The following is a 25,540-nucleotide window of genomic DNA, read 5'->3' on the forward strand; positions in this document are numbered from 1 at the left end:
GGGGTTCGATGCGCGCCCATTGCGCGTCTGTCAGGGTTCGTCTGCTCAAGACCGCCTCCGTTTTCGATCTTGAATCAGAAACTTGCCAGCAAGGGAATCCCTTTAATGAAGACGCCGCCTAACGCCAGAGATGCGCCTGTCCGGCGAACAGTCCCTGAAGTTTTGACAAGACGCGGTTGACCGGCCCCCCTTGCGGAAGCCGACCGTCGGCCAACCGCCGGACGATCACCTCGACAGGGCAGATCTGGCCGGTCGTCGGGTCGAAATACCGCGGGTAGTCGATGAGTGCGGCGTGAACCAGTCCGGCGCGTTCCGGGCGGACACCGCTGCGCCGCTCGGGCACCTTGCCGAGGTCGTTGGTCAACCCCCAGCCCGCGTAGAACGGTGTGCCCAGCGTCGTGACAGGCAGGCCCCGCAGCAGGGCTTCGAACCCGAGCAGAGAGGTCAGGGTCCAGACCTCGTCGATGGCGTTCAGAAGCGCGACCGGGTCGGCCTGTATCGCAACCACGTCCGCAAGGTCCGCGTCTATCGCGCCCGGTCTCAGCCCGGCTTCCACGTCCGGGTGCGGCTTGTAGACGATCACCGCGTCCGGATGCGCGGTGCGCGCTGCCCGCAGCAGGGCCAGGTTCGTGCACAGCCTGCCGGCGCCGGACAGGACAGAGGCATCGTCCTCGACCTGTCCGGTCACGAGGATGCGATGGCCCTCCGGAATATCGGGGCAGGCGCCGCCCTGGTTGTATTTGCTCAAACGGGCGGCGATCAGGTCGGCGACAAGGCGTTCGGCGCGATCCCGCTGGTCGTTCCGTAGGGTTTTCCGTTCCGCGATCAGGCGCTCAAGCCGGCTGGGGCGCGACGGGTCGAAATGGATGCCGAGATCGTCCAGAACGAGCGAACAGGGCGGGGTCAGTTCCGCCCCCAGACCACGCGAGCGCAGGAACCCGTCTTCGATCCGCGCGGATGCCCCGGCAGAGTCCGGCCGGCCCGCCCAGGTAATCGTTCGCCGTTTGGATTGGCGGGTTGTTTCCTGCGAAAACAAGACTTTTTCTTGCCGTCCGAACATCTGCTGAATCCTGCGACGTTTCCACAGGCTAATGTCGCGGGCCACCCAGCCGTTGCGGTCCTGCCGGAAGGCGCGGGTCCAGGCTTCGAGATTGTCGAGAACGGTTTCCAACTCGCACAGATGGTCGCGAAACGGGTCATACCATCTGGGATAGAGAAACATTGCGGCGGCGAAGAGCTGGGCGCGGGTCAGGCGGCGTTCCCGCCGTGGCACCGGGGTCTGGTCGTGGCTCAACCGCCAGCCAGCATAGAACGGCTGGCCAAACACCCGTGGCCGGTGGCCGGCCAGTATCGCCTCGAACCCCAGGTGCGATGACACCGTGTAGACCCCGACAGCCCCATCGAGCAGCGTCCAGGGGCTGATGGCGTCCCGCAGCAGACGCACCCGGCCGGTTGCGTCCCGGTCCGAATAGTATCCTTGCCGGAAACCGGCCTCGGTTTCGGGGTGCGTCTTGATCAGAACCCGCGCGCCCGGATGTTCTTCCTGCGCAAAGACGAGCATTTCCCGAAACAGCGCGTCGTTGCCGCCGCTTGCGCGCACCGAGGCATCGTCGCGGGTCTGGTCCACGACCAGAACGTACCCCGGTTCGGGGCCGTCCGCTTCGGGGTCGAAATCGTTGTATTTGCTCAGGTGGGAGTCGCGCAGCCGCGCCATGGCGTCCCGCGCCCGGTTCAGGAGCGCCGTATCGTCCAGCGGCGCTGTCGTCAGGATCCGTTCCAGATCCGACGGGCGGGCGGCGTCATAATGCGCCCCGGACCGGTCAAGAAGCAGTCCGACCGGCGCTTCGCCCGACCGACCCGGACGAATCGACCGCAGAAACGCATCCTCCGCCCGCATCAGTCCGACGGCCCGTTTCCGGGCCAGGGTTTCGCCGCGCCAGGCCGTCGGACTGTTGCCCCAGACACCAACCAGATCGCCGGGTCCGGGCAAGCCGATGCGCAGGTCGTATCCGGAAAGGTCGAGGATGCGGCGCAGGCGCCGGTCGCGCAGGAAACCGCCGTTGCAGACGAACAACCGGGTGCGATCGGGACCGCCTGCGGCGTCGTTGGTCCGTGCGGCCATGCCTATTGCGTCAGCGTGGCGACGTTTGCAAAGGGAGTCAGGCCGCCCGCCACAAGCGATATGGTCTTGGTCCACTGGGAATAGGGCGCTTCGGTCACATAGATGGTGTCGTCGTCCCGGATGACGAAGTCACGCGCCAGGAACAGGCCGTTAGGGTCCTTCAGGTTGAGCATGTAGACCATGCGCTGCGCGCCTTGCAGGTCCGTTCGTCCCAGCACCTGCCCAGCGATTTCTGCGGGTTCGTTGCGGAAGATAAAGACGCCGGTCGGGTCGGACGAGGTCGCAACCAGTCCTCCGACCTGGGCGATGGCTTCCAGCGCGGACAGATCCTGGCTTTCGAACCGCACGCGGGCCTGCTGGCTGGTCGCGCCCAGTGCGGTGAAGGATCGCGAATCCTCTTCCACCAGGATGCGGTCGCCGCCACGCAGCGCGATGTCCAGCTTCGGATTGTCAAAGATATCCTGAAACCAGACCTTGCCGCGCTGGTCGCCCCGGATCACGGTGATCTGGGCGATTTCCGGTTCGATCGTCACGCCCCCGGCATTCGCCAGCATGGCCGACAGTGTCCGGGTCGGCCGTTCGATGGGGTAAACTCCCTGTGCGCCGATCGCGCCGACCAGAGACACCGTGGAACCGTCCCCGGCGACGCGCCGCACCTGAACCTGCGGGTCGGGCGTCTGGTCCTGAAGCTTTTCGGTGATCATCTCGCGCAATTCGTTGGGGGTGCTGCCGGCGGCCCGCAGACGTCCTGCATATGGCACGAAGATGAACCCGGCACTGTCGACCTGAACCTCTTCCAGGATTGTCGAGTTCGCGGTTTCCGCAGCCAGCAGCCCGTCGTCCACGTTTTCCCAGACCGTCAGGCCGAGAACATCGCCCGGACGGATCGTGTCGGAGGTCAGCTGCGGGGCCGTCGCAAAGGAGTCGGCAAACCCGAGCGCGGGAACGACCGCGGTTGCCCGCGTCACCCGGTCGTCCACCGCCACGACGAAGGCGTCCCCGCTTTGCTGGATCGAGCCCGCATGAATCTGGCGTTTGTTCGGCCCGACCTGCGGCAGGGCGCAGGCGGTCAGCAGGCCAAGGCAAACAAAAAGACCGGCGGGCCGCACCCACCGTTTTGAACCGGGTTTCACTGCTCGGTCTCCTCGACCCGACAATTTTTTACACTATTCGGCCAAGGTTAGAAGGCTGCCAAGGAAAATTCCATCGCAGGGCATCGTTCAACTATGGGACGAGTCTTACCTGTTGCCCTGCTGCCGCTGTTTTTTCGGTCAGGGCATCGTAAGGGTCCTGTGCTGCCAGCATGATGTCGACGATACGGCGCAGAAGCTGCCGTCTTCCGCGAACGGAATAATATCCGCCCGGCACCTGGCTCGTCGCAAGCAGGAAACGCCGGTATTTCCTGTAGGCCGCGGCGTCCGGTCGCCTGGGAGACGCGAAGAGTGCGGTCAGGGGCTGATCGGACACGAGTTCCGGTTTGTCATAGACCGAACGCCCGAAGGTCTTGAGCGGCAATCCGCGCCAAAGCGCCTGCTGTCCGGCCGTCGAATTCACGGTGACAACCGAAGTCGCATCGTCCAGCAACCGGGCGAGCTTGCCGCCCCGCACGAAATGCACCCGATCCGGGATGCCGTGGTCGCGGGCGAGGCGGCGAATGTGCCGGCGCAATGGCACGCGTCCGTCCTCCAGCGGATGCGCCTTCAGGACGAGGTGGTGGTGCTGGGGGGCGCCGCGGGCGAAACCGGACACCACCAGAGCCAGGAAATCGGTCATGGTCGAGAACGGCGAATGGTCCTGAAAGCTGCTGTCATGCTCCAGTTGCAGGAGTGCCAGATGATAAGGGAAGCCGCCGCGCCGTATGCGCAGGGTTGCCCGATGCCGGGCCAGGGCATGCATGGGCATGCGCAGGAACCGGTGCAGTTGCAGCCGGAATTCCTGATGGGCGGTGATGCCCCGGTGCGGCTCAAAATGCGGGTAGCGCCGGTTCCGGAACATCACGAACCAATGGTACAACGCCCCGTAGAACATGTGCTCGCGCATGTCGCCCCAATGCCCCGGAGGCAACGTGATCTCAGCATCGGTCGTGGCCAGCGCGGCCCGCATCTGGTCGATGGAGAGGGTCATCAGCCGCGAATTGCCGTTGGAACCGTTTCTTTCGTATGTGATCCAGTAGGGACGAAGATATCCTTCCTCAAAGACATGCACCCGCAGCCCGCGTCGGTTGGCGGCGGCGATTGCCGCCCTGTGACGGGCCCGGCTGTCGCCATAGACGACAAGGTCCGTGATGCCGCGCGTTTCAAGAATGGTGTCTATGGCATCGGGCCAGTCCGTGGCGCTGCCGCGATAGGGAAGATAGCTCTTCCGGTCCCGCCAGAAAGCGCTGTCGCCGGAGTTGAAGCCCACCCGCCAGACCGTCGCCCCGGCAGTGTTCAGCATGCGCCCAAGCAACTGGAAGAATGGCCCGTGCGGTCCTTGCAGGAAAAGGAATACGTGGTCGTCCGCATTGGCCGGTGTCTGCATTCACGTCCCTGGTTGAGAAAGCGGCATTTGCCGGTTCGGGGAAATCCTATTCACGGACTATGATCAACGCGTTCCGGTTTCGCAAGCCGCGAGGTCTTGCAGTCGCGGGTCGTGCTGGTTACGTCATGGATCACAACGCGGAACGGGAAAGGCGCACCATGTTCACCGGAATTGTCACCGATATCGGCGTCGTGCAAAAACTTGAACGGCGTGGCGACCTGAGGGCGCGGATCGCGACGGCCTATGACACGACCGGCATCGATATCGGAGCGTCCATCGCCAGCGACGGCGTCTGCCTTACCGTCGTCGCCCTCGGGGAGGACTGGTACGAGGTCGAGATAAGCGCCGAAACCGTGTCCAGGACCAACCTATCCGGCTGGGAGTCCGGCAAGCGTGTCAACCTCGAACGGGCGTTGCGGGTTGGCGACGAACTGGGAGGGCATATCGTGTCAGGACATGTCGATGGCGTGGCCGAGGTCGTCGGGGTCAGGAACGATGGCGACAGCACCCGGATGACTCTGAAAGCGCCGGCCGGACTGGCGCGGTTCATCGCGCCCAAAGGATCGGTGGCGTTGAACGGCACGTCGCTGACAGTGAACGAAGTCGATGGGCAAACCTTTGGCATCAACGTGATTCCCCATACCAAGGACGTCACGACTTGGGGCGAGGTCGCGGTCGGCGATCGGATCAATCTGGAAATCGATACGCTGGCGCGATATGTCGCGCGTCTTGCCGAAGCCGGCTGACCCCGCGCGGTCCGGGGCGGCTCTGCAGGTGCCCGTCCGGCGCGCCGACCGGGCGCGCAGGCGTTACCGGCTTGCAGAGTTGACTTTTGGCCGCGCGCCCGACGCGGCGTATCGGGCGGACGAGGATGCTGGGGTCTGGCATTCGGATCGGTCCTGCGGTATCTGGCGCGAAGTGCCTGCCAATCTTTGAAAGACCGCCAACATGAGCTTTGCATCCCCCGGACCGGTCGAAACCGACTTGCGCGCCGCGATTTCCCCGGTCGAGGAGATCATCGCCGAGGCAAGGCGCGGACGCATGTTCATTCTGGTCGATCACGAAGACCGCGAGAACGAAGGCGACCTCGTGATCGCGGCGGAATTCGCCGATGCCGCGGCGATCAATTTCATGGCGACGCACGGGCGCGGGCTGATCTGCCTTCCGATGACATCCGAAAGGATCGACAGTCTGGGTCTGCCCATGATGGCGGTCAACAATTCGTCCCGCCACGAAACGCCGTTCACCGTCTCGATCGAAGCGCGGGAAGGCGTATCGACGGGAATTTCGGCGCCGGACCGTGCGCGCACCGTCGCGGTGGCGATCAACGAGCAGAACACCATGGCGCAACTGGCGACACCGGGCCACATATTCCCGCTGCGCGCGCGGGCCGGCGGCGTCCTGGTGCGGGCCGGGCATACCGAGGCCGCTGTGGACATCGCCCGGCTGGCCGGCCTGAAACCCGCAGGGGTGATCTGCGAGATCATGAATCCGGACGGCACGATGGCGCGCCTGCCGGAACTGGTGACTTTCGCCAAGGAACACGGCCTGAAGATCGGAACGATTTCCGACCTCATCGCCTATCGCAGCCTGAACGACAATCTGGTCACGGAGACCGAACGCAAGACGGTCACATCGGAATTCGGCGGCAGATGGGAGATGCGCCTGTTCAAGGACCAGACGCATGAAATCGAACATGTGGTGCTGATCAAGGGCGACATCTCGACTCCCGAACCGGTCCTGACCCGCACCCACGCCCTGCATGAAGCGTCCGACGTCCTCGGCCTCGGGCCGAAACCGACATGGGAACTGCCGCGCGCGATGGAGATCATCGCCGAAGAAGGCCGAGGCGTCGTGTGCCTCTTCCGCGAGGTGCGGCACGCGCTTTATGCCTCCGAAGATGAAGGACCGCGCACGATCAAGCATACGGGTCTTGGCGCGCAGATGCTGTCGAAGCTCGGTTTGCGCGAACTGATCCTGCTGACGGATTCGCCGCAGACGCGCTATCTGGGTCTGGATGCCTACGGCCTGACCATCGCCGGCACACGCCCGATCTTGTCAAAGGACTGACCACATGGCCGGAAACGAAACCCATTACATCCTGCCGCGCCCGGATTTCGACAAGCCGGTGAAGCTGCTGATCGTCGTCGCGCCCTACTACAAGGACATCGCCGACGATCTCGTTGCCGGGGCGAAGGCGGAAATCGAAGCCGTTGGCGGCTCCTGGGACCTGGTGGAAGTTCCCGGCGCGCTGGAAGTTCCGACCGCCATCAGCATCGCCGACCGACAGTCGAATTTCGACGGCTATGTGGCGCTGGGATGCGTGATCCGGGGTGAGACCACGCATTACGAAACGGTCTGCAACGACAGCAGCCGGGCCCTTCAACTCATGGGGCTGCAGGGACTTTGCATCGGCAACGGCATCCTGACTGTCGAAAACCTGGACCAGGCCCTGGTCCGCGCGGACCCGGCCCGGCAGAACAAGGGCGGAGGCGCGGCCGCGGCGGCCTTGCATCTGGTCGCGCTGGCCCGTAAATGGGGCGCCCAGACCAAGGGAGTCGGCTTCAAGCCGCCTTCGGAGTCGATCCTTCTCGCCCGGAAAAATGACGGACCTTCGACCGCATGAGCACGGAAAACGCAGCCCTTTCGGGAAACCAGAAGCGCAAGATGAAATCGGCTGCGCGGCTTTACGCGGTTCAGGCCCTGTTTCAGATGGAACACAGCGGCCAGACCAGCAACCAGGTCGTGACCGAATTCCTGACCCATCGGTTCGGCGAAACCTACGAAGGCGAAGAGATGATCGACGGCGATGTCGCCCTGTTCCGCCAGGTGGTCGAGGATGCGGTGAACCATCAGGCCCGGATCGACCAGACGACCGACCGCGCGCTCGTCGCCAAGTGGCCGATCGCCCGCATCGATCCGACCTTGCGCGGATTGTTCCGGGCCGCGGGCGCGGAACTTGTCAACAGCCCGACGCCGCCGAAGGTCGTGATCGTGGAATACGTCGATATCGCGCGGGCCTTTTTCCCGGACGGGAAGGAACCGAAATTCGTGAATGCGGTTCTCGATCACATGGCGCGCGAGATCAAACCGGAGGCATTCTGAGGCAACGGGGCGCTTTTTTGTGCGATCGGCTTTCTGCCACGCACTTCAAAGTTGGACCGCGCGGCCTCACATGCTAATTTGAGCATATCGGAGGATCGTCATGCCCGAACTGGTCAAACTCTATATCCGCAATGTCGTCGCGGGATTTGTCATCGCTGCCGCATTCGTCGCGGTGCTTCTTTGGTTCAACGTGATGAACCTGTGGTATCTGGTGACGCATTCCGACGCGGGTCTGCTTGCGGTGTTCCTCTTGTGGTTCATGAACGGCATCGTTTTTGCCGGCGTCCAGTTCGCCTGGGTCATCATGTCGATGGCCGAAAAGACTGACGGGGATGACGGCAAGGGCGGCACGCCCGCGGTGCAGGAATTCCTCCCGGTGCCTGTGCGCCCGGACGAACGGAAACGGCGGTTTGGGGTGCGCCGGGGCTGATCTTCAACTGGATGGGATGTGACGGGACCACCAATCAACCGTGTGGTTCTGATTCCCGAGGACCTGTATTTACAGGTGGGCGCCAGGTAAACGGACCAGGATCCATACAGAGCCAGCTCCCTCGGATTTGCTTAAGGCCACCGGAATGCAACCGTTCACAAGCAGGGCAGAACCCGCCACCCTTGCCAGATAAGCCTCTGCGCGACGCCGGGCAAGGGGCAGGCTGGCGATAGCGGGTCAAATTCATCGCTGTCGCGACCCGCTGCCGGCCCGAAATCGGGCATTGCATGATGTTCACGGATTGTTCATGCTTGCGGACATGATCGATCCAGATGTCAGACCGGGACAGATCCTCGCGCGGGGCGTGTGCCGATGCCTGGCGGGGCACGGGTTCGCGCCGGTCGAGGAACTGGTTCCGGCACGGGGGTTGCGCGTCGACGTGATGGGCCTCGGGCCGAAAGGGGAAATCTGGATCGTCGAATGCAAATCGAGCCGGGCGGACTTTCAGTCCGACGGCAAGTGGCAGGGCTACCTGGAATGGTGCGACCGTTACTTCTGGGCGGTTGACCAGGATTTCCCGACAGACATGCTTCCGCCGGACTCGGGGCTCATGATCGCGGATGCCTATGACGCCGAAATCATCCGGATGCCGGCCGAGATCCGTCTGCCCGCAGCCCGCCGAAAGGTCATGGTGCAGAAATTTGCAACCCATGCGGCGCGGCGGCTGCTCGCCCTGCGCGATCCGGGAAGCCTGGCGCTGTTTTCGATCTGACAAGGCGACTTCGCCGATGCGGCGAAAAGCGGACCATTGGCGCAGCCGGACACCGCAACGGTCTGGCGCGCTTGAACCGCGTGAAACCGGATCGATTGAAACGGACCGACGGGATCGGTCGTTCCGCTTCGGCTCTGGCCTGTCGGAATGACGCTCTATAGGGTGATCGCAGTCCGAACCGAGGGGAGATCCGGATGGCACAGGGCACCGATCTTGAGGTCGCGGCGCATCGCGCCGTAATGGTCGTCCTGGGCGGCATGGTCGGCCTCGCGCTCTGGGCGCTGGGTGGACAATCGGACGGTGAGACGCTGTCCCCCGCCATTTACCTGGCCCTTTTCAGCTTCGCGGCCACCTTTGGGTCTATTTCGCTGGCGCTTGCCGGGCCGGTCAGCATCCCGCGCGCCCTGATGGGCGCCCTGTTTCCGGCGATTGGCCTGGCGGCTCTGGTCAGTGTCGCGGGTTTGCGCGAACTGGTGGCGACGGATCTTCTGGACGATCCGGTGATGCTGTCGGTGGCGGCGGTCCTGGTGCTGTTCTTCACGCCGTTCCTGCTGGTCTGGCTGAGCGATCGCACGGCCGGGTTGGCCTATGCGCGCCTGTTCGATGCAGCCTGGACGATGACGGTGCGATATATTCTGGCCTGGGGGTTCGTGGCCGTATTCTGGCTGGTTGCGTTTCTCAGCAACGCCCTGCTGGGCCTTGTGGATGTCACCGTGGTTGACATCCTGCTGCGAACGGACTGGGCCAGGTTCGGGATCAGCGGAGCGGTGCTCGGGCTGGGTCTGGCCGTGATCTACGAACTCCGGGATACGATCTCGCCCTATCCGATGCTGCGATTGCTGCGCCTTCTGGTGCCGGTCATGCTGGTGGTGGTTCTGGTTTTTCTCGTCGCGGTTCCCGTCCGCGGGTTGACACATCTGTTCGGAGAACTGTCCGCCGCCAGCATTCTTTTGGGCGCGGCCGTCGCCGCGATCACCCTGATCAGCACCGCCCTGGACCGCGGCGACGAATCCGCGGTGCGCACCGCCGGCATCCGGGCTGCGACACGCGGGCTGGCGCTCCTGTCGCCGGCGTTGGGCGTTCTGGCGGTCTGGGCGGTCGTTCTGCGAGTGCAGCAATACGGCTGGACGCCGGACAGGATTCTGGCCGTGACGGTCGCGCTGTTCCTTCTGATCTATGGGCTGGGCTACGCCGCCTCTGTCGTGAAGGGGCGTGGATGGATGGCGCGCATCAGGGGCGTCAACGTGGTCATGGCCATCGCGGTCATGGCTGTTTGCGTGGCATGGATGACCCCGATTCTGAACGTCGACCGCCTGTCGGTGAACAGCCAGATTTCACGGTTCGAAACCGGGCGCAGCACTCTGGATCAATTGGCGCTCTGGCAGATGGAACATGGCTGGGGGCGCGCCGGACAGGATGGATTGCAGCGGCTCGAAGCCATGACGCAACGACCCGACCATGACGCGATCGTGGCCCGGATCGTGGCAGTGCGCGGCGAAATCAACCGTTACGGTTTCGAACAGTCGCTGTTGCGGCAGATGGCACCGGAACGGGCGGGCGAATTGTTTTCGATGATGCCGGTGAGACCCGAGGATGCCGGCATTTCGGTCGAAAGACTGCAGTCGGTTCCGATGTATCTGCTGGACTCCTGGCTGAAAGGCTGCACGGAGACGCTGCCGGATGGCCGTGCCGGATGCGTTCTGGTGAAAGGGGCGTTCGTGCCGGCAGTTCCCGTGACCGATCAGGCGATTGTCGTGTTCCTGGATCCGAACGGTTCTGTCCGCGCCAATTATGTGCTTTGGCGAGACGGTGAAGTGATAGTGCGGGGATTGTTCGATCCCGGCTCCGATACGTGGCCTGACCTGACGGCGTCCGACATCGCCGACCTTCTGGATGGCGCATTCGACATCCGGCCAAGCGGAGCGAACGCGCTCTTCCTGAACGGCGCGACCCTTGCGCCGCTGCCGTGACGCGGCCTTGAGCGGCGCAAAACTGTCTCGCATTTGATATGTAGGGCGTTTCTTAAGACCTGGACGCAATCATCGCCCCATCAACCAGGGGGACTGAAATGCACGGTCTGATCAACAAGGCGATCCAGTCGTTTTTCAGCACGACCTACGGAACGGACAGGTGGATTCGCGTAACCGAATCCGCGGGCCTCGGATTTTCCGATTTCGAGGCGATGTTGGTCTATGACGAAGCGGATTCGATCCGGGTTCTGGATGCGATGAGCACGGAATTGGGGCGTCCGCTGGACGAAGTTCTCGAAGACATCGGGACCTTTCTGGTTTCCAATCCGAAAGTCGAATCTCTGCGGCGATTACTGCGGTTCGGGGGGGTGACATATGTGGAGTTTCTCTATTCTCTCGACGACCTGCCGGACCGCGCGCGCCTGGCCGTGTCCGATCTTGATCTGCCGACATTGGAGTTGCGCGAACACACCGCAGGCCAGTTCAGCCTGACCTGCCATCCGGGTCTTCCCGGTTTCGGCAGCGTGATGGTCGGGTTGCTGCGCGCCATGGCCGATGACTACGGCGCGCTCGTGATGTTGAACAAGACGGACCAAGCGGGAGGCCGCGACGTGATCGGCATCACCCTGATCGAAAAGGCGTTCGCGGCGGGACGCAGCTTTGACCTCGGAGCACGCGCTGGATGATCGATCGGAACCAATTGGCCGACGCGCTTCAGGCTCTGTGCCCGATGTTCGTCCTGCTGGATTCCACCGGGCATATCGTCAGGGTGGGTCCGACATTGCAAAAGCTTCGTGCCGGCACGCCCATGGAAGGCCGGCGGTTTCTCCAATTGTTCGAACTCAGCCGTCCTCGCGCGGTCGCGAACATGGCCGGGCTGCTGGCGACCTCGGGCGCCAAACTGCATCTCCAGTTTCGGGACAGACCGCGCACGTCGCTGAAAGGCGTGGTCGTTCCCTTGCCGGACAATGGGGGCGCCATCGTCAACCTGTCCTTCGGGATATCGGTTCTGGACGCGGTCAGGGACTATGCGCTGACCAGCGCGGATTTCTCGGCAACCGATCTCACCATCGAACTCTTGTATCTGGTGGAGGCGAAATCCGCGGCGATGGAAGCATCCCGCAAGCTCAATCTGCGTCTGCAGGGGGCCAAGATCGCCGCCGAGGAACAGGCGTTCACCGACACGCTGACCGGCCTCAAGAACCGGCGGGCCATGGATCACGTGCTGGCCCGCGTGTCCGCCAGCGCCGAACCCTTCGCGATGATGCATCTGGACCTGGATTTCTTCAAGGCCGTCAACGATACGCTCGGGCACGCGGCGGGCGATCACGTATTGCAGCAAGCAGCCCGGATCATGGTCGAGGAAACCAGAGACGACGACATGGTGGCCCGTGTCGGCGGTGATGAATTCGTTCTGATCTTCATGCGCCTGACCGACCGGAAGAAACTCGCCCGCATTGCGCGCCGGCTCATCCGACGCCTGGAAGAGCCGGTTCCTTTCGAAGGCCAGGTCTGCCGGATCTCCGGCAGCATCGGCATCGTTCTGAAGGAAACCGCCACGGTTCACGACCCGGCGGATCTTCTGCAAAAGGCCGATGTCGCGCTCTATGCGTCCAAGCGGGCGGGACGGGCCTGCCACAGGTTCTACAGCCCGGACATGGCCGATTTCATCGAGGACGGACAGGCCACCGCATCCGGGGACGCGTCAGACGATGCGACGAAACCCGTGCCGCCCTTGTCCCGTGGGAACGCGGCTTGACCCGAGGACCTGGGTGCCGCGCTGTTCCATTCCGCAGATCGGAACGGCCTGTCTGAACCGAGCCCTGTCAAGGACGCCGTCTCCCATTTACCGGCGGCGTCCGTCGGGCCAACCGTGCTGCCGGTCTGCGCCGGGCAGGGGGCGGAGCGGTTGAACCGGTGTCGGGCGGCTTGCCCATTCGACCAGGCGCAAACGGGGGTGGTGCCGCCGGCGCCATCATGGAAATCAAGATGCGGCTTCAGCCCGGCCGCCCGGTTGCCGACGGACCGGCGATGCGGCATTCGCGCGGCGCCACCGGCCGCCTGTCGCCGCTGCCGCGAAGTCTTCCCTTGCAGGCCAATCCGGCCGGACTTAGGGTCAAGCTGTTGAAAACGGGGCATTGCTCGATATCTCGCGGCGAAAGGTCCGGGCCGGGCTCGAATACCCCGAGTGTGGCGACACGGGAGACGGGCAACGTGATTGTAAAGGTGCCATGCGCGGATTCGTGATCCTGATGGCCGTGGCGCTGGTTCTCCTGATCGGTGCATCGGCATTTCTGGTCTTGCAGTCCTGCGGCATACGCCTGCCATTTGCCGGGCGGGCTATCAGTTTCTGCGAGCCTGCCGCAGCGATCCGGTTGCGGTCCGACCTTGCGCTGATGGATCAGGCGAATGACGATCTCGCCATTCGGGTCGGCATGCTGGAATCCCGGATAGGCGCTCTGCAATGCGAGGCCGTTCCGCCGGAACCGCCGCCTCCGCCGCCGGCAAAACCGGTCACGCCGAGCGGGCTTGCTCCGGATGCCTTTGACAACGCGGATATTTCCGTGATGGAAGGCTGCTGGGAACTGTCGTCGAACTATTCGGTGCGCGACATCAACACCGGCCGCATCACCCGGTTCCGATACTGGCGCATCTGCTTTGACGCCAACGGAAACGGAACCGAACAGATGCGCTCTACCGACGGCGTGCGCTGCGATGGTACGCTCAAGGGGCGGATGCGCGGCAACGGCACACTGACGATGCGGGAACCCGGAAACCTGCAATGCGACAACGGTTCTTCGATCTTTCGCCGGGATGTGACCTGCAAGCTGGATGCGCGCGGAAACGCGAACTGTGACACTCACCAACCGGAAACCAATGGCCGGGGCGCAGCCACGTTGCGCCGGGCCAGGAGATAGCGGCGATGGCAGACAACTTTCTTGGCAAGATACGTGTGGCGCCCGAAGATTTCGTGGACTCGGGCAGAGGCGCAGTGCTGGAGAGCCATGAGATCCTTCAGGACCTCTTGACCGAAAGGGCCGGACCGGAGGTCGCGGCCCTGTTCGCAGAGCCGTTGATCAGTCGCGGAAACGACGCGGCCCCGCCCACGGTGTCCTGGTATACGGCTCTGCCGGGAGAGCCGCGCCCGTTGTCCGCCGCGTCCAGGGCGGAACGGGAGCGGGCGGAGACCTATCTGGCCGATCATCTGCGCCCGCTTCGGGCGCTGACAGAGCAGGCGGACAGCGCGGCTCTCGCCTTCGGCGCGCTTAGCGTCTATGGGCAGAACGACGTGCTTCTGGTGGGCGACCGTCCGGTCATCGTGAACTGGGGCTTGCTGCCCGGTGGCGGCGGGGCGAGCGTCGCCAGCCGTCCGGCGCATTTCGAAACCACGCTTGGGCGCTACCTGTCGCTGGCGCAGACGGGAAAGCAGGCTCCAGCGGCGGCGGCGCCGCTCGCGGCCGGGCCAGACGCGCCGGCACCGGCCCAACGGGCGGCGCCTGAGCCGCCGATCGCGACCGCGCAGGATCGCCGCGCCGCGGTTTCGCCGCTTGCCTGGGTGCCGCTTCTGGTCCTGCTGTTGCTGGCGGCTGCGGTTCTCGCCTGGTTGCTGACGCCGGGATCGCGTCTGTTACCGCGCGCGGATACGCCTCCGGCGATTTCCGACGCTGCAACCCTCGCCGCCGCCCGCGAACTGAACGACAGCCTGCGCGCCCGTCAGGCGGGCTTGCAAACGGCGCTGCAGGGTGCGGTCTGCCGTCCCGACGGCATTCTGGTCCTGCCCGGCGGCCTGACGCCCGAAGGCCTGACGCCCCCGCCGGTGGGGACCGCCCTACCGAGCGTGGCCAACGCGGCGCCGGACGCGGTTCTGCCCAGCAATCCGGCCCGCGTGCTGGTTCCGGGAGGATCTGAAGGGGCCGGGGAAAGCCTGCTGGACATGATCGAAGCCCGCACGGTTCTTGTGCTTGCGAATCCCGGTGCCGGCAAGGTAACGACCGGATCCGGGCTTGCCATCGGGCCTGGACTTTTTCTGACCAACCAGCACGTGATCGAACCGGCAATGGTCGAAGGCGGGCGAATTCTGGTCGCGGGGGGCAGTTTGACCGCTCCGCAGGTGGCGCGTGTATTGAAGGCGACCGGGCCGTTGCTGGAAACCGGCGCGGATTTCGCGTTGCTGCAGGTCGATGCGGCGGAGGGTCCGGCCTTTCCGGTTCATGTCCCGGCCCAATCGCTCAGGCTCACCAACGTGGTGGCGGCGGGATACCCCGGCGATGTGCTGGCAACCGACGTCAACTACAAGGCGCTGCTATCGGGCGACGGGAGTGCGGTGCCAGGCCTCACGGTCACTGACGGCATCGTCAACACGGAGCAGCAGATGGGTCCGAACACCCGCGCCATCATGCATTCCGCCGCATTGTCCGGCGGCAATTCCGGCGGTCCGCTGGTGGACATGTGCGGGCGTCTGATCGGCGTGAACAGTTTCGTGCGCAAGGGTCGGTTGCAGAACCGTGGCTTTGCCTTGTCGGCGGCCGACATGATGGCCTTTCTCGAAGGGACGCCCGCCGCGCCGACGGTCGAAACCGAAGCCTGCGCGCCGGTGGTGACGCGGGCAGAGGCCGTTCCGGCGGCGCCGGATTAGGGGCGCGGGATGTTCGAAGCCTTCCTCGTCGCGACCTCCACCGAAGGATTGCAACCGCTGGGAACGGCGGCGCAAAGGTCGTTCGAACTGATCACGGGAACGCTTCGCAGCCGGCTTGGCGAGGATCATGCCCGCCTGTTCGCGGAACCCGTCGCGACGGAGCACGGGGACAAGATCGACTGGTATGCGCCGTTTGCCGGACAAGCCATCCGGTTTCCGGATGTGGCGCCGGAACAGCAATCGGTGCTGCGCGACAGGATCGGCGCCATGGTCGCGGCGATCCGGATGGAATCGGACAGGCTCGCCGACAGCGCTGACCCCCAGGACCAGCGCCTGTCCGAAGCCCTGAGCAATGCCGTCGAAATTCCCGACGAGACGATGATCTTCGCGATTCCGGACGATGGCGGCGTGTTGCGGCCGGTGCTGGTGCATTGGGCGTGGCTGCGCGATCGGCGGGATTCCGTTCGCGGAGTCCTGACGGCGATGGTGCCACGACCCGAAAGCCGTGTCTCGCCGGATGTGGCGGCGGGGCCGGCGGCAGAGAGGACCGCCGTGAACTGGACCTGGCTGCTCCTGCCGGGCTGGCTGCTTCTGGCGGCGTTGCTGGCCGCCATCCTGTACCTCTTGATTGCGCCTTGCGACGTCAACCCCGGTCGTTTCGGAACCTGTCCGGGTCCGGATCCGCAGATTTCGGCCGTTCCCGGCGAGATCAAGGTGATAGAGGATGAAATCGCGGCTCTGAAACGGGAAATCGCGCTGCTGGACCGCAACTGCCAGCCGGTCATTCCCATATCGCCCGCGGCGGAAACGCCGCAGCAGGGCGGCGGCCTGCCGATCCTTCCGGAACCGCCGCCGACGCCGGAACCTGCCCCGGACGACAAGACCGAGCGAAGCCCCGAAGACGTGAGCCGCCAGATCGTCGAACGCGGATCCCGGCGCGGCGCGCTGAATTTTGCCCTGTCCTGGGGCACGACGGACGACATCGACCTGTCCGTGACCTGTCCGACAGGGCAGGTCATTTCCTACCTGAACCGCAGCGATTGCGGCGGCGGCTTCGATCTGGACGCCAACGTGGTCCGTGCCCGGGCGATATCGGATCCGGTTGAAAACATCGTGTTCGACGATCCGGTGCCGGGCGTCTACACCGTCCGGGTCAATCTCAAGAGCAACCGAACCACCGGCGAAAAGCCGGTGACGCTGCACGTCCTCAGACAGGATGGGCGCGACCTGACATATTCTGGTAAGGTCGACGACAAGTCCCCCGAGTGGACGTTGAACATAAGCATTTCAAGGTAGGCATCATGCAGAACTCGCAACATCTGGCGCAATTGGTCGACTGGCGGGATGACGTGACGCTGGTCCCGTATTCCGGCACGCAGATTCTCGATTTCGGGTTTCGATTGGACGCGCTGGACCTGAAGAACGCCCGGTTTGTCGAGCGGGTGATCGGCGGCACCGAAAATGCGGACGAATGGGCGCTGGTCCCTCTGACCGGGAATGCCGAACTGGACGCAGCGATCGAAGACGCCGCCCATCCCGACGACGACGAATATTCGGTGCGGCCGGTCGCGGCGCTGGAACCGTTCCTGTCAAAGTGGATGCCGGTGCCGGTTCTGCGCATCAAGACCGACCGCGGCGCCGGGGGCGAGGAGCGGTTCGATCCGGGCCCGTCCAGCTGGGCACGGATACGCACGGTCGAGCTTGAGGAACCGGATCCGGCGACGGGGCACACGCATCGTGTGCAACTCGCGATCGACACCGCGCTGATCGATGCGGACCAAGGGTTCCAATATGTTTCCCCGGACCGCTCCGACGCGGAGAAATCCCGTGATTTCAGGTTCGTTTCCGATCCTGCCCGCATGGATTGGTTCCTGCGCCGGCTGGAACCGGACAGCCATGGCGAAATGCTGGACCTGCAGAAATGGGTGTCCGACTGGCTTGAGGACACGTTCATGGCCTACAAGCGCGCGGAACGTCCGGGGCGGCGGATTTCGAAGGACGACCTGCCGCATCGTTTCGAACATTGGGCGCGCTACCTGGCCTATCTGCGATTGATCGATCACGCCGTGAAAGTGCCGAAACTGCGGTTCGCCAATACGGTCAGTTCCCGTGACAGCGTCGCGCCGGTCGAGGTCGAACTGGTTCTGGACGTGGGGAATTCCCGCACCTGCGGCATACTGATCGAACGGTTTCCAGGCGAGGCCCGGCTGGACCTGGCCAGGTCGTTCCCGCTGGAAGTGCGCGATCTGTCTCGGCCGGAACTGCACTATTCCGGCCTGTTCGAAAGCCGGGTCGAATTTTCGGAACACCGGATGGGCGATGAACGCTACGCCAGCCGGTCCGGACGCCGCAACGCGTTCCTGTGGCCCAGCTTCGTGCGCATCGGACCCGAGGCGTTGCGGCTCGTGGCCTCCGAAGAAGGAACGGAAACCGCGTCCGGCCTGTCGAGCCCGAAACGGTATCTCTGGGACGACAAGCCGGTGCCGCAGGACTGGCGTTTCCACCATCATACCGATCCGAATACGCTTCCCAAGTCGCTGCGCGCGGCCATGCGCCACCTGAACGAAGCCGGGGATGTGATCGAACAGATCGAGGCGGACGAAAAGGCCCGGCTGCGCCCGCGCGGAAAGACATCCAGGTCGCCCGCGATCCGGCCCCGGTTCTCGCGGGCGTCGCTCTTCGGGTTCATGCTGGCGGAAACCATCGCCCACGCCCTGATCCAGGTGAACGCGCCAGCCTCGCGGGCGCGCCGTCCGCAATCGGAACTGCCGCGCCGGCTGGACCGGATCATCCTGACCCTGCCGACGGCGACCACGGCGCAGGAACAGGCGATCATCCGGTCCAAGGCCAAGGGTGCCCTGGCGCTGGTCTGGGCGATGATGGGGTTGAAGGACGGGGAAAGCAGCATTTCGCGGATGCCGGAACTGGTCGTCGAATGGGACGAGGCGAGCGCGACACAACTCGTCTATCTCTATTCCGAACTGACGCAGAAATTCGATGGACGGATCGACCGGTTCCTGACGCTCAAGGGAAAGCCGAGGGCGATGGAGCCGGGCCAACCGCGGACTCCGTCCCTGCGGCTCGCCTGTATCGACATCGGCGGCGGCACCACCGACCTGATGGTGACGACCTATTGGGGCGAAGCGGGGCGGATGCTGCATCCGCGGCAGACCTTCCGCGAAGGGTTCCGGGTGGCGGGCGACGACATGCTGCAACGGATCATCGCGGCGGTGATCCTGCCCGGCCTGCAATCGGCGATCGAAGCGGCGGGCGGGCGGTTCGTCGGTGAAAAGCTGCGCGAACTCTTTGCCGGCGACATTGGCGGCCTGGATCAGCAAAGCGTGCAGAAACGGAGGCAATTCGCGCTGCGAGTCCTGATGCCGCTGTCTGTCGCGATCCTGAAAGCCTGCGAAACCGCCGGCGAGTTCCAGCCGCTCACCCTGCCGGTAAGCGATGTGCTGCCCCTGACGGAAGAACCGGGGGCCGGGACGCCGGTTCCCGATGCTCTGGTCGCCTATATCGAGGACGCGGCCCGCGACCTGGGTGCCGCGGATTTCAGGTTCCGCGACGTGGACCTGACCTTCAGCCGCGAGGATGTGGACGCGATCGCGCGCGAAGTGTTCCAGAAGGCGCTGAGCAACCTTGCGGAGGTGGTTGCGCATCTCGGGGTGGATGTGGTGCTGCTGACCGGCCGCCCGTCGCGGCTGCCCGCGGTGCGCGCCATTCTCGAGGAAATGCTCGTGGTGCCGCCGCATCGGCTGATTTCCATGCACAGCTACAAGACCGGACGCTGGTATCCGTTCCGCGATCCGGTCACGCAGCGCATCGGCGACCCGAAGTCCACCGTCGCCGTCGGCGGGATGCTGATCGCCCTGTCCGAAAGCCGGATCCCCAACTTCAAGGTGCAGACGAGCGCCTTCCGGATGCAGTCCACCGCCCGTTATATCGGCGAGATGGACACATCCGGCCAGATCATGCAGGCCCGCCTGCTGTTCGCGGATGTCGATCTGGACGCGCGCAAGACCGAAAACGACCTGATCGCGGAGATCACGATGTATGCGCCGGTCTACCTAGGCTCGCGCCAGCTTCGGCTGGAGCGCTGGACGACGACGCCGCTCTACCGGCTGGATTTCGCGTCCCAGTCCGCGCAGTCGCGTGCGCCGCTGAAAGTCACTTTCGAGCGGACCGAGTTCGACGGCGACCCGGACCGGGAAACCAGCGAAACCGCGCTGCGCCGCGAAGCCATGCGCGAAGCCTTCGCCGTGACCGAACTCGAAGACCGGGAAGGCACGGCGATGAAACCGGGCGAGGTCGACCTGCGTCTGCATACGCTGGGCTTTCAGGATGAATACTGGATCGATACCGGACTGTTCCGGCTGTGAAGGAGGAGGTCAACATGACGGGTCGGGAACAGGAGAAGTTGACAGAGGACTGCACGGAGTTCGCGGATCTGACACGGCAGGCGCTGGCCTGGATCGAGGATCCGGAGAACGCCGATCTGGTCGGGTCGGAAAGCAAGTCGCTGGTCCAGATGATGCGGCGCGGCGCGCGCCGTGCCCGGCGGCTCGCGCGGGCGGCGCAGTCGCGCATGTCGGTCAGCGTGTTCGGTCCAAGCCAGGCGGGCAAGTCGTTTCTGGTGTCGGTTCTTGCGCGACCGGACTCCGGCCCTCTGATCGCCGGTTTCAACGGACCGGGCGGCACCCTGGACTATATCCGCGAGATCAACCCCGAAGGAGAAGGCGAAAGCACCGGGCTCGTGACCCGGTTCACGATGGAACGGCATCCGACGCCGGACGGCCATCCGGTGCGCCTGACCTTGCTGAGCGAGGCGGATATCATCCGCACGCTGGTCAACAGCTTCTTCATGGATGGCGACCGGTCGGAACCCAGCCCCGAGGCATCCGAGATCGCGGCCCATCTGGACGCGTTCAAATCCCTGTCCGGTCCGGCCAGACCGGGGCTTGATCCCGATGACGTGCACGAGATCGGCGCGTATTTCGAATCCGCCTTCGGACGCGAATCCTATGCGGTCGCCCTGCGTCCTTTCTGGGAGGACGCGGCCGCGATTGCTCCGGGGCTGAGCCTTGCGGACCGTGCCGCGTTCTTCGCGATCCTCTGGGGGCGGCATCCGGCGTTCTGCGATCTCTACGTCCGACTCGCAGAGGCGCTGGACCGGCTGGGCCATCCCGAAGAGGTGTTCGCGGGGCTAGACGCGCTGGTTCCGCGGGGAACCTCGATCATCGACGTAAAGACCCTGAGCGGCGGCGCGGATGGCGCGCCGCTGGCACTGGTCACGGCCGACGGGCGATCGGCGCGGATGGAACGGTCGGTGGTGTGCGCCCTGGCGGCCGAACTGGTTCTGCCCATGAAAGCACTGCCGTCGCCCATGTTCGCGGCGACCGATCTCTTGGATTTCCCCGGCGCGCGAAACAGGTTCGAACAGGATCTTGCCAAATCCCTTGCCGACGGCGGGGACGCGATCCTGCCGGACCTCTTGTTGCGCGGCAAGGTCGCCTATCTGTTCGACCGCTATGTGCAGAACCAGGAAATCACCTCCATGCTGCTTTGCATTCCCGACAGCAACATGGAAACCGTGGACCTGCCAGGTCTGGTACAGAACTGGATCGCGACGACGCACGGCGCGACGCCGGAACAGCGGGCGCGGACCGATTGCGCACTCTTCATGGTCCTGACCAAGTTCGACAAGCATCTGGCGGATTCGGCGGCGCAGGGCGGGGATGAAACCCGGTTCGAACGGCGCATGGCCGCCTCGCTTTTGGAAAAGTTCGGCCGGGGCAGCGACGATTGGGTGAACAACTGGGTGCCGGGGCAGCCGTTCACCAACTGTTTCTGGCTGCGCAACCCGAACTTCTATGTCGAAGGGCTGATGGACTACGGGCCGGACAGGCGCGAAGTTCGAATTCGTCCGGACAAGCAGGCGAGGATGACCGAACTTCGGTTGGGCTGTCTTGCGGCTCCTGCCGTGCAACGGCACTTCGCCGATCCCGGCGCCGCCTGGGACGCCGCGCTTGCGCTGAATGACGGCGGCGTGAGCTACCTGACGTCGGCGCTCGATAAGGTTTGCAAACCCGATAGCAAGCTCAGACAGATCCGGTTGCAACTGGATCAGGCGCGGGCGGAGCTGAAACAGGCGATCAGTCCATTTCACGTTTCCGACGACGTCGAAACCCGCATCGCCGAAAAGCGCGAGGCGGTGACAAGGGTTATCGACGACCTGGAACAGGCGCTGGCGCGGCATCGCTTCGGGGCGGTGCTGTCGTCCCTGATGGTGGATCAGGACGAGATCGAGGGCCGCATTGCCCGCGTGCCCAGTTCAGTCCGGATCACCAGCGCCGTCAGCGCCGCCGGAGGGACAGGCGACGCCTCCGCGCCCGGAGCGCCCGCGTTGCAACGTCCGGGCCGTCCCGCGCGGCCGGACCGCCCTGTCGTGCCTGTCGCTGCGGCGTCGGATATCCGCACCATGACGCTGGAACAGTTCCAGGCGGAAACCGCCATCGAGATCTGGATCGACCGGCTGAAACGGTTCCGTGACGATCCGGCGCGGCGCAGGGCCTATGGCATGGGCGATAGCGCGACCGGGGACCTGGTGACCGAACTGATCCACGCGGCGCGGCGCACGGGGCTGGGGCACAGGACGGCGGCGCAGCTGGAAGAGATCAATTTCGGTCTGAATGTCGAAAAACAGGCCCAGCCCGCGTCGATCGTCGGCGCCGAGGCGATCAACGCGTTCGTATCCACCCTCGGGATGCTCGACATCCCGGCAGGCAAGCGTCCCCATGTGCAGATGCCGGACGGCACGTCGCGCGCGATCTTCGATGCGCCCGCCGCTGCCGATACGGTGGACGATCTGCCCCCGCAACCCCTGGCCATCGCAGAGACGGTCTGGACCGATTGGGTCTTTGCGCTGGACGCGGTGTTCGTCGCCAACGCCAAGGATGGCGAGAACGGCGAAATCAACATCGAACAGAACCTGCGTCTGGGCGACCTGCTGAACGCGCTGTCGGGTCGCGCCGCGGCATGACCCTGACCGTCCATCCCGATCCGCAGGAACGCGCAGGCGGGTATGCGTTTCTTCAACTTCCCGCGGGCAGCCTTCCCGAGGGCGCGACAACGGTGGCGGTCTTTGACGCCTACACCGAACGCTGGTTGGCGTCGTCGGACGCGCCGGGCGCACAGATCGGGATCGGTGACGCCAACTGGCAATCGGAACGGGTGGATTTCGGCCCCTATGACGTGCAACGTGGAAAAGGGGGGGACCGTTTGCGTATCGGCCCGGAAATCGTCAACAAGTTGCAGGAATACGCACCGCTGCGGTTGGTCGTCGGCGACCGGGGATTCGATGTCAGCTGGCCCGACACGGTGCCGCCGCGCGCCGGGGCGGCGGTTCTGGGAGGATTGCAGGCGGTCGCGCGCGAACGGAGACCCGCCGAGAACGAACGGTTTGTCGGCAAGGTCCGGACCGAACCGGTCCCCGACGCGCCGGGTCCTGCGCCGATCCCCGAAGACCTGTCCGGTGACGATACCGGGACCAGGACGGGCAGCCTGATCCTGCCGATCCTGGTCTTGGTGCTGGCGCTTCTCGCCGGTCTTGCCGCTTGGATCTTCTGGCCGGGTGATACGGAGCGGACGGCGGAAAACCCGCCGCAGGAAAACCCTTGCAGCCTGTCTGCGTTGCAGGCGATCGGCGGAGGCTTCGGGAATGCGGAACAGGCGATCCGGTCCTGCGGCGCCGATGTGTCGCCCGACACGGTCTTGCGGCTGGTGGAAGACGCCGCCGCCGGACAGGACGGCGCAGCGCTCCTTCTGTTCGGCAAGCTTTATGACAAAGAGATCCTGCACGATCCCATTGAAACCGGGATCGGCTTGCGGTTTGATGACGATCCGGCACAGGCTGCGGAATACTACTTTCGCGCGGCTCAGGCGGGGTCGGGTGAGGCGCACGAGCGGCTGGCGCAGACTTGCTTGCGGCTGGCCGGGTCGGATGCAACCTTGGACAAGGGAGCCTACAATGACTATTGCCCGTAATTGGGGTTTCCCGCGGTCGGTTGCGTCGCGTGCAATGTCCGTTGGCTACGGACTGCTGATCGCCTGCGTGCTGTCCGCGACCGGCGCGATGGCGGAAGGCATCATTCGGCCGCTGCTCGCGGAAGGCCGGGAGACCGTCTATCAAAGGGTCCTGACGCGCCCCGGCGCCATGCAACACACTGCGCCGGGGGAAAGCGCCAGCCAAAGCTACGCCGCGTTTCAGCCGCTCTATGTCTATGATGCGGAGCCGGGGTGGTATCAGGTCGGGCCTTCGGTGTCCGCGGGCCCGGTGGGGTGGGTGCCGTCCGAAGACGTGGTTCAGTGGAAACAGAACATCATCGGCGCATTCACCAACAGCGCCGGACGAAACCGCCAGTTCCTGTTCGACAGCGAAGACCGGTTGCGCGGGATGATGGAACACGAAGCCCTGCGCGAGTTGCAGACGCAGATGCTGAACGAGGCCGCCAACGATGCGCTGCCCCCGGAGCGGGGCGTGGTCGCCGTCGAGCCGGCGGAATACGTGAACATCGTCGATCAGCTTTACCTGATGCCGATCCTCGATTTCACCCAGGATCTGCACCCCCTGAACTATGAAGAGAACCTTCTGATGAAGGTCGCATCGGTCCCGCTGCGGGAAGAGGGCGCGACCGGGCCGGCCTCGGATACGGAGTTCGACGCCGGGATCGTGTTCGTCTTCGACACCACCAGGTCGATGGATCCCTATATCCAGCGCACGCAGAAGGCGGTCGAAAGGATCGTCGGCGACCTGCGGGGCAGCGAGATCGGCGACAAGGTGCATTTCGGCGTCGTGGCGTTTCGCGACAGCACCGATGCGGCCCCGGCTCTGGAATACCGCACCCGCACGCTTCTGCCGCTTCAGAGGCGTCAGGACCAGACGCCCGTTATCGCCACGATACGCGCCGCCACGCAGGTCGCCGATGCCAATTCGCCGGGATTCAACGAAGACAGCCTCGCCGGTGTCGAGGACGCGGTCGATCTCACCGACTGGACCGGCGTAGGCACGGATCCCTATGACGCCCGGATCGTGATCCTGATCACCGATGCCGGCCCCAAGGATGTGCGCGACCCCAACGCCCGATCCCAGATCGGCGCGAAGGAACTTCAGCGCAACGCCCAGGACAAGGGCATCACGATCATGACGCTGCACCTGCAAACGCCGGCGGGCGGCGAGGCCCAGCACGCCTATGCCGCGAGTCAGTATCGCGACCTGTCGCGGTTTCACAACGACTCGTTCTATTATGAAATCGAGAACGGTACGCCGCAGGCGCTGGAAGACACGGTGACGCGGCTGGTGTCCGCCGTGACCGACGTGATCCGCGTGGCGCGCAACGAAGCCAGGCTCCTGAGCCCCGAGGAAACCGGCCCAGAACTGGTCAACCTCTCGCTGGCGCTGAAACTGGCCTATCTGGGCCAGAAGAAAGGCACCCAGGCGCCGGATGTCATCGAAGGCTGGGTGTCGGAAAAGGCGGTGGAAGACCCCGGAAAACTGGCCATAGAACCGCGGCTTCTCGTGACCAGGAACGAAATGGCCACGATGGCCGACCTGCTGACCGAACTTTCCGACCTGGGAGAACGCAGCCGCGGCGCGGAGGACGCGGCGAATTTCTTCAACCAGGTGCGCGATGTGGTGGCGCGCATGGCGCAGAACCCGGACCGGTTGATCAGCACCGACAGCGATACGCTGGGCGGCGCGCTCGAGTTTCTCGAAGATCTGCCCTATGAAAGCCAGCTCATGCTGACCACCGAAGACCGCTGGGCGCAAAGCGCCATGAACCGGCGGGCGATTCTGGACGGAATGCGGCAGAAACTGGTGCAATATCGCAAGTGGCTGTTGGACCCCGACGTCTGGACGCCGTTGTTCGAAGACTCGCCGGACGGTGAATATGTGTTCGCGATGCCCTTTGACGTGTTGCCCTAG

Annotated in this window: 19 protein-coding genes; 16 read left to right on the forward strand and 3 right to left on the reverse strand. The window is 64.5% G+C overall.

The window, feature by feature from the left end; translation table 11 throughout:
* Positions 1-118 precede the first annotated feature (118 nt).
* The 3 genes from QO034_RS19095 to QO034_RS19105 form a co-directional block, all read right to left on the reverse strand.
* Positions 119-2,122, reverse strand: a complete 2,004-nt coding sequence (locus tag QO034_RS19095; RefSeq protein ID WP_284487134.1) for a capsular polysaccharide biosynthesis protein — start codon at positions 2,120-2,122, stop codon at positions 119-121.
* Positions 2,123-2,124: 2 nt separating this feature from the next.
* Positions 2,125-3,255: a polysaccharide biosynthesis/export family protein gene (locus tag QO034_RS19100; protein WP_456115097.1), complete on the reverse strand. Its 1,131-nt coding sequence runs from the start codon at positions 3,253-3,255 to the stop codon at positions 2,125-2,127.
* 91 nt (positions 3,256-3,346) lie between these two features.
* Positions 3,347-4,642, reverse strand: coding sequence for a capsule biosynthesis protein (locus QO034_RS19105; RefSeq protein ID WP_284487135.1), 1,296 nt, complete (start codon positions 4,640-4,642; stop codon positions 3,347-3,349).
* Between the two features lie 158 nt (positions 4,643-4,800).
* Here QO034_RS19105 and QO034_RS19110 point away from each other — a divergent pair, with 158 nt between their 5' ends.
* From QO034_RS19110 to QO034_RS19185, 16 genes are all read left to right on the forward strand, one after another.
* Positions 4,801-5,388 carry a riboflavin synthase gene (locus QO034_RS19110; protein WP_284487136.1) on the forward strand — a complete coding sequence of 196 codons (588 nt, stop codon included), beginning with the start codon at positions 4,801-4,803 and terminating at the stop codon, positions 5,386-5,388.
* Positions 5,389-5,590: 202 nt separating this feature from the next.
* Positions 5,591-6,712: a 3,4-dihydroxy-2-butanone-4-phosphate synthase gene (gene ribB / locus QO034_RS19115; RefSeq protein WP_284487137.1), complete on the forward strand. Its 1,122-nt coding sequence runs from the start codon at positions 5,591-5,593 to the stop codon at positions 6,710-6,712.
* A gap of 4 nt (positions 6,713-6,716) precedes the next feature.
* Positions 6,717-7,268 (forward strand): 6,7-dimethyl-8-ribityllumazine synthase, encoded by a 552-nt coding sequence (locus QO034_RS19120; protein ID WP_284487138.1) that lies wholly within the window; start codon positions 6,717-6,719, stop codon positions 7,266-7,268.
* Entirely contained in the window at positions 7,265-7,747 is a 483-nt protein-coding gene (gene nusB / locus QO034_RS19125; RefSeq protein ID WP_284487139.1) for a transcription antitermination factor NusB, read from the forward strand. The genes QO034_RS19120 and nusB overlap by 4 nt, the downstream gene beginning before the upstream one ends.
* 100 nt (positions 7,748-7,847) lie before the next feature.
* On the forward strand, positions 7,848-8,177 hold the full coding sequence (locus QO034_RS19130; RefSeq protein WP_284487140.1) for a hypothetical protein: 330 nt from the start codon (positions 7,848-7,850) through the stop codon (positions 8,175-8,177).
* Between the two features lie 319 nt (positions 8,178-8,496).
* Positions 8,497-8,949, forward strand: a complete 453-nt coding sequence (locus QO034_RS19135) for an MmcB family DNA repair protein (RefSeq protein WP_284487141.1) — start codon at positions 8,497-8,499, stop codon at positions 8,947-8,949.
* Positions 8,950-9,143: 194 nt separating this feature from the next.
* A complete protein-coding gene (locus tag QO034_RS19140) occupies positions 9,144-10,919 on the forward strand; it encodes a DUF4153 domain-containing protein (RefSeq protein ID WP_284487142.1) in 1,776 nt (591 codons plus the stop codon).
* A 98-nt stretch (positions 10,920-11,017) separates the two neighbouring features.
* Entirely contained in the window at positions 11,018-11,605 is a 588-nt protein-coding gene (locus tag QO034_RS19145; protein ID WP_284487143.1) for a heme NO-binding domain-containing protein, read from the forward strand.
* Positions 11,602-12,678 (forward strand): GGDEF domain-containing protein, encoded by a 1,077-nt coding sequence (locus QO034_RS19150; RefSeq protein ID WP_284487144.1) that lies wholly within the window; start codon positions 11,602-11,604, stop codon positions 12,676-12,678. The genes QO034_RS19145 and QO034_RS19150 overlap by 4 nt, the downstream gene beginning before the upstream one ends.
* 472 nt (positions 12,679-13,150) lie before the next feature.
* Entirely contained in the window at positions 13,151-13,837 is a 687-nt protein-coding gene (locus QO034_RS19155) for a hypothetical protein (protein ID WP_284487145.1), read from the forward strand.
* Positions 13,838-13,842: 5 nt separating this feature from the next.
* Positions 13,843-15,555: a trypsin-like peptidase domain-containing protein gene (locus tag QO034_RS19160; RefSeq protein ID WP_284487146.1), complete on the forward strand. Its 1,713-nt coding sequence runs from the start codon at positions 13,843-13,845 to the stop codon at positions 15,553-15,555.
* Positions 15,556-15,564: 9 nt separating this feature from the next.
* Complete coding sequence (locus QO034_RS19165) at positions 15,565-16,851, forward strand: hypothetical protein (RefSeq protein ID WP_284487147.1); 1,287 nt, start codon at positions 15,565-15,567, stop codon at positions 16,849-16,851.
* A 5-nt stretch (positions 16,852-16,856) separates the two neighbouring features.
* The gene (locus QO034_RS19170) at positions 16,857-19,937 is read left to right on the forward strand and encodes a virulence factor SrfB (RefSeq protein WP_284487148.1); all 3,081 of its coding nucleotides are present in this window, start codon (positions 16,857-16,859) and stop codon (positions 19,935-19,937) included.
* A 14-nt stretch (positions 19,938-19,951) separates the two neighbouring features.
* On the forward strand, positions 19,952-22,597 hold the full coding sequence (locus tag QO034_RS19175) for a virulence factor SrfC family protein (protein ID WP_284487149.1): 2,646 nt from the start codon (positions 19,952-19,954) through the stop codon (positions 22,595-22,597).
* A complete protein-coding gene (locus tag QO034_RS19180) occupies positions 22,594-23,601 on the forward strand; it encodes a hypothetical protein (protein WP_284487150.1) in 1,008 nt (335 codons plus the stop codon). The genes QO034_RS19175 and QO034_RS19180 overlap by 4 nt, the downstream gene beginning before the upstream one ends.
* A 34-nt stretch (positions 23,602-23,635) precedes the next feature.
* A complete protein-coding gene (locus QO034_RS19185; protein ID WP_284487151.1) occupies positions 23,636-25,540 on the forward strand; it encodes a vWA domain-containing protein in 1,905 nt (634 codons plus the stop codon).

This window comes from Sedimentitalea xiamensis, assembly GCF_030164465.1.
In the GTDB taxonomy this organism is placed as follows: domain Bacteria; phylum Pseudomonadota; class Alphaproteobacteria; order Rhodobacterales; family Rhodobacteraceae; genus Sedimentitalea; species Sedimentitalea xiamensis.